Here is a 9,301-nt window from a genome sequence, read left to right as displayed (position 1 = left end):
TACCACTTCGCCGCCCCCCGCGAGCAGGTCGGCGTCCATCTGATGCCGCGCACTCTGCACCCGCGGCTGCGTGCCGTGCTGCGCCTGGCCCCCGGCCGGCGACCGGCCGGCACACCGACCATCCCCGCCCGCGACACCGCTGGAGTACGACCGAGGTGACCACGTCGACCACCATCGCCCCCGTCCCGCTGGACCTGACGGCCCTCGCCGACAACGTCGGCGTCACCCGCCCGGACCGGCTGTCCGAAGGCGCCTTCAACATCTGGGGCAACACCTTCCCCGCCGACGAACTGCCCCCGGCCGGCCCGGTCGAGGTGCACGGCATCCCGTTCCGCTGGCCCGCGACGGGCGACGGATCGCCGGACAACGTCCGCTGCCGCGGCCAGCTCGTCACGGTCCCCGAGGGCCACTACGACTGGATACACGTCCTGGGCGCGGCCGAACGCCGCACCGAGGACCCGCTGCTGCTGCACTTCACGGACGGCAGCGTGGACCCGGAGTGGCTGCGGGTGTCCGACTTCTGGCCCGAGACGGCCTCCCGGTTCGGCGAGCGCCCCGCCTTCTCGTGCACGCGCCTGCACTACCCGCGCCACATCCAGCAGGCCATGGGCCCCACCATCTGGCGCCAGCGGGTGCCCGTCACCCGTGAGGAACCGCTGCGCGCCTTCCGTCTTCCCGACAACCCCGCCATCCACCTCTTCGCGATCACCCTCGCTCCCGCGGCGCGACCGGAGGCCACCCAGTGAAAGCAGCACTCGTACCCGACGCCCTCGGCTGGCGGCACGACCTGGCGGGCTGCCTGCACGGCTGCATGGCCACCCTCCTGCACCACCGGGGCGTGGCACCGCTCGAGACCCTCGGCGCCGCCTGGGGGTTCTGGCACCTGCCCGGCGACGTACGGCGCGAGGAGTACTTCTACCCGTGCGACGCCGGTGTGTCGCTGCTCGGCGCGCTCGCCCCGTACCACCCGGTGCGCTCCACCTGGCACCACCCGGCGGACGCGGCCGAGGGCTGGGCGCAGGTCCGCGACGAGGTGGCCGCCGGACGGCTGGTCGCCGTGGCCGTCGACAACTTCGAACTGCCCTTCCGGCCCGCCTACCAGGACGTGCACTCCAACCACATGGTGATCGTCCAGGGCTTCGACGAGGAGCGCGGCACGGTCCGGGTGCTGGACGCGGTCCCGCCCTACTTCCACGGCGACATCCGCCTCGAGCAGCTCGCCGCGGCCCGCGACTCGGGCAACCCGGCCGTCCACGACCGGGACATGTTCTTCACCGACGTCCACATCGGCAACCGCTGGCTGTCCGTCGAACTCGACGCCGCCCCCGAGGACTTCCCCGCCTTCGACCGCGCGCACATCCGCTCGGTCATCGAGCGCAACGTGGAGGGCTTCCGCAAGGGCGAGCCCGGTCCACGGCTGACCGGCGCCGAGGGCCTGACCTCGTTCCTCGCCTGGGCGGGCGAGCGGCTGGCGGCCGGCGAAGCGGTGCGCGACGAACTGTTCGTCGTCACCGGCGCGGCGCTGGCCTGCACCGCCGTCCACGCCGACTGGCTGGCGCTGGCCGCACGCACCCTGGACGCACCCGGCCTCGCGGAGGCGGCCCGGAGCGTCGAGCGCGTCGCCCACCACTTCTCCGCCATCCGCATCATGGCCGCGCTCACCAGCTCCGGCGACCTCGGTCCGGACCGGCTGGCGCGCCGCGGCCACGCGCTGCGCTCCGACCTGGAGCAGGCACTCGACGTCCTCGCGCACGAAGGAGCCGCACTCCGATGACCGATTCCGTGCCCCGGCCGACGCGACAGGCGTCCCCGGACCGACTGGCCATGCTCGGCGGAGCCCGCGCGGTCCCCCGTACCCACCGCATCCCCGCCTGGCCGCGGGTGACCGACTCCGACCGGGAGGCCGTGCTGCGGTCGCTGTCCAGCGGCCGGTTCACCACGGCCGCCGTCGGCGAGCAGGAGATCGAGTCGCTGGAGCGCGAGTGGGCCGAACGAGTCGGCACCCGCCACTGCGTCATGGTGAGCAACGGCACCGCCGCGCTGTCCGTGGCCCTGGGCGCGCTCGGCATCGAGCCCGGCGACGAGGTGATCGTGCCCGCGCTCAGCTTCATCGCCTCCGCGGTGGCGCCCCTGCACGTCCTGGCCGTCCCCGTGTTCGTGGACATCGACCCGCGCACCTACAACCTGGTGCCGGACCTGGTCGAGGCCGCCATCACGCCGCGCACCCGCGCGATCGTCGTGGTCCACCTGCACGGCCTGCCGGTCGACATGGACGAGATCCGGGCCATCGCCGACAAGCACGGCCTGGCCGTCGTCGAGGACGCCGCCCAGGCGCACGGCGCCGTCTACCGGGGCCGCACCGTCGGCTCCATCGGCGCCGTGAACACCTTCAGCCTCAACGTCAGCAAAAACCTCGCCACCTGCGGCGAGGGCGGCCTGATCACCACCGACGACGACGGCATCGCCCGCCGGGCCGCCATGCTGCGCCAGTTCGGCGAGGTCGCCACGAAGAAGGCCGAGCGCTCCTACGTCGGCCACCTGCTCGGCTTCAACCACAAGCCGAACGCCATCCAGGCCGCCTTCACCCGCAGCCAGCTCGAACGCTTCGACGAGGAGGCCAAGCTGCGCGACGAGAACGTGCGCCGCTTCCTGGACCGCCTCGCCGCCCTGCCCGGACTGGTCACCCCCGTGGTGCCCGACGACCGCAGCCACGCCTGGCACATCCTGCGCTTCCGCACCGACCCCGAGGCGTGGGGCCTGGAGCCCGGGCACGCCGGACCGCTGCGGGCGGCGCTGATGCGGGCCCTGCGCTCCGAGGGCGTGCCGGCCAGCCACTACCAGATGATGTCCCTGCCGCAACAGCGGGTCTTCCGGGACCGGCTCGGCTACGGCGGCCTGCCCTGGCAGCTCCCCGGGGTGACCCCGCGCGAGTACCGGCCCGAGGAGCAGCCGACCACGCTCGCGGTCATCAACGACTCGTTCACCCTCCAGAAGGCCCATCTGTCGCCCGAGGCCGGTCCGCTGCTGTCCGCCTACGCCGACGCCTTCGAGAAGGTCTGGCGCCACCGCGACGTGCTGGCACGGCACGCCGTGGCCATGGAGTACCGGGCGCCGTGGGAGACGGCCGACGAGATCGCGGCCGCCGAGTGGGAGGAGATCACCGCGTGAGCACCGACGTACGCGGGGAACTGACCGTGATCTGGCAGCAGGTCTTCGGCATCGACGAAGCGGAGCTGGACCCCGAGGAGAGCTTCTTCGAGATCGGGGGCACCTCCGTCCAGGCGGTCCAGCTGATGACCCGTATCGAGCAGACCTTCGGGGTGAAGGTGCCGCTTCCGGTGATCTTCACCGAGGGCAGCATCGAGGGCCTCACCGCGGCCGTCGAGGAGGCCCTCGGCGCCGCCGACGACGACCTGCTCGCCTCGGTCGAGGGCCTCTCCGAGGAGGAGGCACTGCGCCTGCTCCAGGAGCACGAGGCGCGGGCGACGGCAGACCGGACGGACACGTAAGAAGTTGGCGACGGCAGACCGGACGGACACGTAAGAAGTTGACGAGGGACATGGCGGACACAACACGGCCAACCACGGACGACGGCTCTCTCTCCGACGTCAAGCGCAAGCTGCTGGAGATCAAGCGCCGGCAGCAGCAGGCACTCCAGGAGCGACGCGACCGGATCGCACCGGTGCCCAGGGACGGCGCGCTGGCCGTCTCCGAACAACAGCGTTACCTGTGGTTCCTGCACCAGCTCCAGCCCGGACTGCCGGTGTACAACGTGCCGTTCGCGTTGCGGCTGCGCGGCGCCCTGGACCCGGCCGCCCTGGGTTCGGCCCTGACCGCGCTGGCCGCCCGGCACGAAAGCCTGCGCACCCGGTTCGGCAGCGAGCGCGGGGTGCCCTTCCAGACGGTGGACCCCGCCCCCGCCACCTGGCCCCTGCCGGTGGTCGAGGTGGCGGGCCCGGACCCCGAGCGGGAACTGACCCGTCTCGTGGACGACGCGGCCCGGGCCCCCTTCGACCTCGAGGCCGGCCCGGTCTTCCGCTCCACCCTCTTCCGGGTGGCCGCCGACGACCACGTGCTGCTGCTGGTGATGCACCACATCGTCACCGACGGCTGGTCGACCGGCCGGATCACCCAGGAACTCGCCGCGCTGTACCGGGCGTACCTGACCGGTACCACCGCCGACCTGCCCGAACTGCCGTTGCAGCCCGCCGACGTGGCCGCCTGGCAGCAGCGGTGGCTGACGGGTCCGGAGCTGGAGCGGGAGATCGCGCACTGGCGCGAGGCGCTGGCCGGACTCCCCACCACGGACTTCCCCACGGACCGGTCCCGCCCTGCCCAGCCCTCCGGCACCGGGGACACGCTGGAGTGCGAACTGCCCGCCGGACTCGGCGCCGCCCTTCGGGAGCTGGCCGCCCGGGAGCGCGTCTCGCTGCTGTCGGTGCTGCTCTCCGCGTTCTCCGTCGTGGTCGCCCGCTACACCGGGCAGTCCGAACTCGCCTTCGGCTCCGTGTTCAGCGGCCGCACCCGCGACGAACTCGAGCCCCTCGTCGGGTTCTTCGCCAACACCCTGGTGCTGCGCACCGACGTGTCCGGCGACCCCTCCTTCACCGACCTGCTCGCCCGCGTCAACACCACGGTGCTGGGTGCCCTGGAGCACCAGGACCTGCCCTTCGGCACCCTCGTGCAGGAGCTGCGGCCGGAGCGCGACCCCAGCCGCAACCCGCTGTTCCAGATCAGCTTCACCCTGCTGACCGACGACATCGTCGGCGCCTTCGAACTCAGCGGCCTCACCGCCGAGGAACTGCCCGTGCGGATGGGCAGCTCCCGCTTCGACCTCGCGTTCCAGGTCACCGACCGGGGCGAGGCCGGACTCACCGTCTGGATCGAGTACGCCACCGATCTGTTCGACCGTGACCGGATGGAGCGCCTGGTGGCACACTTCCGCTCCGTGCTGACCGAGGCGGTGACCGAACCCTCCACCCCGGTGAGCGGGTTCGAGGTGCTCACGGCCGAGGAGCGGGACCTCGTCCTGCACGGCTGGAACCCGCGCTCCGCCCCGGCGGACCCGGCGGGCCCCGCCCTGCTGCACGAGCTGGTCGCCGCGCACGGCGCCGAGCGGCCCACCGCACCCGCGATGCGGTTCGCCGGCCGGGAACTGAGCTACGGCCGCCTCGACAGCACGGCGAACCGTCTCGCCCACCTGCTGCGCGAGCGCTGGCAGGCCGGACCCGACCAGATCGTCGGTGTCCTGCTGGACCGCGGCCTGGACCTGCCGGTGGCCCAGCTGGCCACGCTGAAGGCGGGTGCCGCCTGGCTGCCGATCGACCCCCAGCACCCCGCCGACCGCATCGCCCACCAGCTGTCGGACGCCGGGGTGCGCGTCACACTGACCACCCGCGACCTCGGCCACCTGCTCCCCGCCGACCAGGAACGCTGGTACCTCGACGACGAGACGGCCGGCACCGAGCTGGCGCGGCACCCCGACTCGCCGCCCCGAACGGGAGTGCGCCCCGACCACCTCGCGTACGTCATCTACACCTCGGGCTCCACCGGCAAGCCGAAGGGCGTGCTGATCTCGCACCGGGCGGCGGTGGACTTCGTCGTCAGCGTCCGCGACCTGTTCAAGATCACCCCGGACGACCGGCTGCTCCAGTTCGCCAACCCGGCCTTCGACGTCAGCGTCTTCGACTTCTACGCCGCCCTCGGCTCCGGCGCCTGTGTGATCGGAGCGCCCCGCGCCGAACTGCTCGACCCCGACGCCCTCCAGCGGCTGATGGCCGAACAGCGGGTCACCGTCGCCGACGTCCCGCCCGCGGTGCTGCGCCTGCTGGACGCCGGGCCGCTGACGGACCTCAGGGTGCTCTTCGTCGGCCTGGAGGCGTTCCCCGCCGAGCTGGTCAACCGCTGGAGCGCCCCCGGCCGCGAGTTCCACAACGGCTACGGCCCCACCGAGGCCACCGTCGCCTGCGTGGACTACCTCTGCCCGCCCGAAGGGCTCACCAGCGCCCCGCCCATCGGCCGGGCCATGGCCAACCACCGCGCCTACGTGCTCGACGGGACGCTGCGCCCGGTACCCGTCGGCGTCCCCGGCGAGCTGTACATCGCCGGCACCGGACTCGCCCGCGGCTACCTCGGCCGCCCCGACCTGACCGCCGACCGGTTCCTGCCCGACCCGTTCGCCGCCACCCCGGGCGAGCGCATGTACCGCACGGGCGACGTGGTGCGCTGGCGGTCCGACGGCAATCTGGAGTTCCTCGGCCGCGCCGACCGGCAGGTGAAGATCCGCGGTCTGCGCATCGAACTCGGCGAGGTCGAGCACGCCCTCACCCACCACCCGGCCGTCCGCCAGGGCGTCGTGACCGTCCAGGACGCCGGCACCCCCCGGGCCCGGCTGGTCGCCTACGCGGTCGCCGAGCCCGAGGCCCTGGCCGGCGGCCCGCTGGACGGCGAGCGCGTCCGGCAGGACCTCGCCGACAGGCTGCCGTTGCACATGGTGCCGTCCGTGGTGACCGTGCTGGACGCGCTGCCGCTGACGCCCAACGGCAAGGTCGACCTCAAGCGGCTGCCGCAGCCGGGCGGCGCCGACGAGCCGGCGGCCCACACCCCGCCCGCCACCCCGACCGAGGAGGGCCTCGCCCGGATCTGGACCGAGCTGCTGGACGTCCCCGGCCGCGTCGGCGTCCACGACAGCTTCTTCGCGCTCGGCGGCAACTCGCTGAACCTGGTCCGGCTCACCACCGCCATCCGCCAGGAGTACGGCGTCACGCTGGAGGTCCGCCGCCTCTACCTCGCGCCCACGGTCCGCGGCATCACGGCGCTGATCGACGAACAGCGTGCGCGGCAGGACCCCTCGCCCGCCGGGCGGGCCACGCCCGTCGCCGGGGACTCCGCCGCCCTCGTCGAGATCACCCCGCCCGGCGACGGCACGCGCCCCGCCTTCTTCTGCGTCCACCCCGCGGGCGGCGCGATCGTCCCCTACATCCCGCTCGCCCGGCTGCTCGGACCGGAGCAGCCGTTCTACGGGCTGGAGGCACCGGGCCTGGACGGCAGCGCCCCGCCCGAGCGGCTGGCCGACTACGCCCGCCGGTACGTGGCGGCCGTCCGCGAGGTGCAGCCCACCGGTCCGTACCACCTGGGCGGCTGGTCGGTGGGCGGCGCCATCGCCGCGGAGATGGCGGCCCAGCTGCGCGACGCCGGACAGGAGGTCGGCGCGCTCCTGCTGTTCGACACCTCGCTGCCCGGCGAGGGCCTGACCGACCCCGCCGCGCTGCCCGACGAGGCCGAGCTGCTGCGCTCCTTCGTGCACGACCTCGCGGGCCTGCGCGAACAGCCGGTCCCGGCACTGGACGTGGAGGGCCTGCGGACCCTGGCGCCGGACGCCCGGCTCGACCACGTGACGGAGCTGCTGGAACGCGCGGCCCTGGTCCCCGAGGGCGTACGCGACGAACTGCGCGCCCGCATGCGGGTGTTCCTCGCCACCACCCGAGCGGTCCTGCTGCACCCCGCCCGCCTGCTGGACGCGCCGCTCACCCTGCTGACGGCCGCCGACGAGGACAACGTACCCGTGGCGCGGTGGCGCGAGCTGGCCACCCGGGACGTCGAGCACCTGCCCGTACCCGGAAACCACTACACGATGCTCCAGCACCCCCGCGTAGAGGCCCTCGCGGACGCGGTACGCCGGGTGCTGGACGCGAGGAGCTGAGCGTGGACCTCCGACACACCCCCGAGGACCGTGCGTTCCGCGACGAGATCTGCGCCCTGCTGTGCCAGGAGGAGGTGCGGGCCGAGATCGCGGCGGTCCGCGCCCGGCGCGGGGAGGAACCCGGCCTGCTGGACGTCTACCGCCGGCTCGGCGAGCGCGGTTACCTCGCCGTCAACTGGCCGAAGGAGTACGGCGGTCTGGGCGGCACCCTCCAGCAGAAGACCATCCTGACGGAGGAACTGATCGGGCACGGTGTCCCCGACATCGTGCACACCCTGAGCATCGACATCGTCGGCCTCGCCCTGCTGATGTACGGGACCGACGACCAGAAGGAGCGCCTGCTGCCCAGGATCGCCCGGGGCGAGGGCGCGGCGTCCATCCTGTTCAGCGAGCCGGACGTCGGCTCGGACCTGGCCGCACTGGAGACCAGGGCCGAGCGGGACGGCGACGGCTGGCGGCTGCGCGGCCGCAAGGTCTACAGCATGAAGTCCCACCTCGCCGACTTCGCGCTGTGCGCCGCCCGGACCAGCGAGTCCGACGTGAAGTACCACGGCATCACCCTGTTCGTGGTGCCGCTGAAGACACCCGGTGTCCTGGTGGACCCGCTGTGGAACCTGGGCGACGAGCGGTTCGGCGACATCACCCTCGCCGGGGTCCGGGTCACCTCCGACGACGTCGTCGGCGAGGTGGACGGCGGCTGGGAGGTGATCAACCACGTCCTGGGCCTCGAACGCACCGGCGTGGAGTTCGAGGCGAAGGCGACCCGCTGGTTCGACGTGCTGCTGCGGCACGCCGCGGAGACCGGCCTGCTGGAGCACCCGGTGCACGGGCCCCGGCTGGTGGAGCTGGAGGCCTGGGTACGGGCCGCGCGGCTGCTGTCCTGGCGGTCCGTCGGCGAACTCGCCGAGGGCCGCAGCGACGAGGTGCACAACGCCATGGCCAAGCTGCTCACCTCCGAGGTGAGCAAGGAGGTCGCCCACACGGCACTGGACATCACCGGCCTGCCCGGGGTGCTCGACCGGCACGACGGCCGGGCAGCGCTCGACGGCACCGGCGAGGCGGCCTACCGGGAGGCGGCGGGGCTCACCCTGGCTTCCGGCACCTCCGAGGTCATGCTCGCGCTCATCGCCTCCACCGGCCTCGGCCTGCTGGCCTGACACGCCGGGCCCGCCCCTTTTCGCAGAAAGCACTCAGCCGTCATGAAGATCGCGCCGATCAACGAACAACTCGCCCTCGGAGAGGCCCTCTCGGAGTTCCTGGAGGAGGAGGTCGCCTCGCTGGTGCGCCGCATGGCATACCGCTCCCCGCACTCCGGCACCGAGGACAACCGGGAGATCCGCGCCATGGTCCACCAGGGCCTGGTCGACCTCGGCGTGCCCCGGCTGCCGCTGCCCGCGGCGGCCGGCGGCACCGGACGCGGCCAGGAGGACCTGGTCGTCGTGGCCGAACGACTCGGCGAGGTCCTGTACCAGGGACTGCTCCCCGACACCCTGACCGCCGCCGAGCTGCTCGCCCGGTGCGGCGACGCCCATCTCGGCCTGCTCCGGCGGATCGGCGAGGGCACCACCGTCGCCCTGGCCGTCCGCTCCGACGCCCCCG

7 protein-coding genes are annotated in these 9,301 nt (G+C 73.3%); all 7 read left to right on the top strand.

Going from position 1 to position 9,301, the window contains the following annotated elements:
* Positions 1–155: 155 nt before the first annotated feature.
* Positions 156–746 carry a hypothetical protein gene (locus H5J33_RS14195; protein WP_181795268.1) on the top strand — a complete coding sequence of 197 codons (591 nt, stop codon included), beginning with the start codon at positions 156–158 and terminating at the stop codon, positions 744–746.
* Positions 743–1,774, top strand: coding sequence for a BtrH N-terminal domain-containing protein (locus H5J33_RS14190; protein WP_181795267.1), 1,032 nt, complete (start codon positions 743–745; stop codon positions 1,772–1,774). Before H5J33_RS14195 ends, H5J33_RS14190 begins: the two co-directional genes overlap by 4 nt.
* The gene (locus H5J33_RS14185; protein ID WP_181795266.1) at positions 1,771–3,168 is read left to right on the top strand and encodes a DegT/DnrJ/EryC1/StrS aminotransferase family protein; all 1,398 of its coding nucleotides are present in this window, start codon (positions 1,771–1,773) and stop codon (positions 3,166–3,168) included. Before H5J33_RS14190 ends, H5J33_RS14185 begins: the two co-directional genes overlap by 4 nt.
* Positions 3,165–3,509: an acyl carrier protein gene (locus H5J33_RS14180; protein ID WP_181795265.1), complete on the top strand. Its 345-nt coding sequence runs from the start codon at positions 3,165–3,167 to the stop codon at positions 3,507–3,509. The genes H5J33_RS14185 and H5J33_RS14180 overlap by 4 nt, the downstream gene beginning before the upstream one ends.
* 50 nt (positions 3,510–3,559) lie before the next feature.
* Positions 3,560–7,702 (top strand): amino acid adenylation domain-containing protein, encoded by a 4,143-nt coding sequence (locus H5J33_RS14175; RefSeq protein WP_181795264.1) that lies wholly within the window; start codon positions 3,560–3,562, stop codon positions 7,700–7,702.
* Between the two features lie 2 nt (positions 7,703–7,704).
* The gene (locus H5J33_RS14170; RefSeq protein ID WP_181795263.1) at positions 7,705–8,859 is read left to right on the top strand and encodes an acyl-CoA dehydrogenase family protein; all 1,155 of its coding nucleotides are present in this window, start codon (positions 7,705–7,707) and stop codon (positions 8,857–8,859) included.
* A 42-nt stretch (positions 8,860–8,901) separates the two neighbouring features.
* The coding region (locus H5J33_RS14165; RefSeq protein WP_181795262.1) for an acyl-CoA dehydrogenase family protein at positions 8,902–9,301 on the top strand (400 nt) is incomplete at its 3' end.

The organism is Streptomyces sp. WELS2 (assembly GCF_013870595.1).
Taxonomy (GTDB): Bacteria; Actinomycetota; Actinomycetes; order Streptomycetales; family Streptomycetaceae; genus Streptomyces.
The sequence above is the reverse complement of the archived record's forward strand: the minus strand, read 5'-3'. Positions and strand labels throughout refer to the sequence as shown.

Excerpts from the sequence above, each read along its gene's own strand:
- H5J33_RS14185 (WP_181795266.1), top strand. The coding sequence starts at position 1,771 with ATGACCGATTCCGTGCCCCGGCCGACGCGACAGGCGTCCCCGGACCGA.
- H5J33_RS14175 (WP_181795264.1), top strand. The coding sequence starts at position 3,560 with ATGGCGGACACAACACGGCCAACCACGGACGACGGCTCTCTCTCCGAC.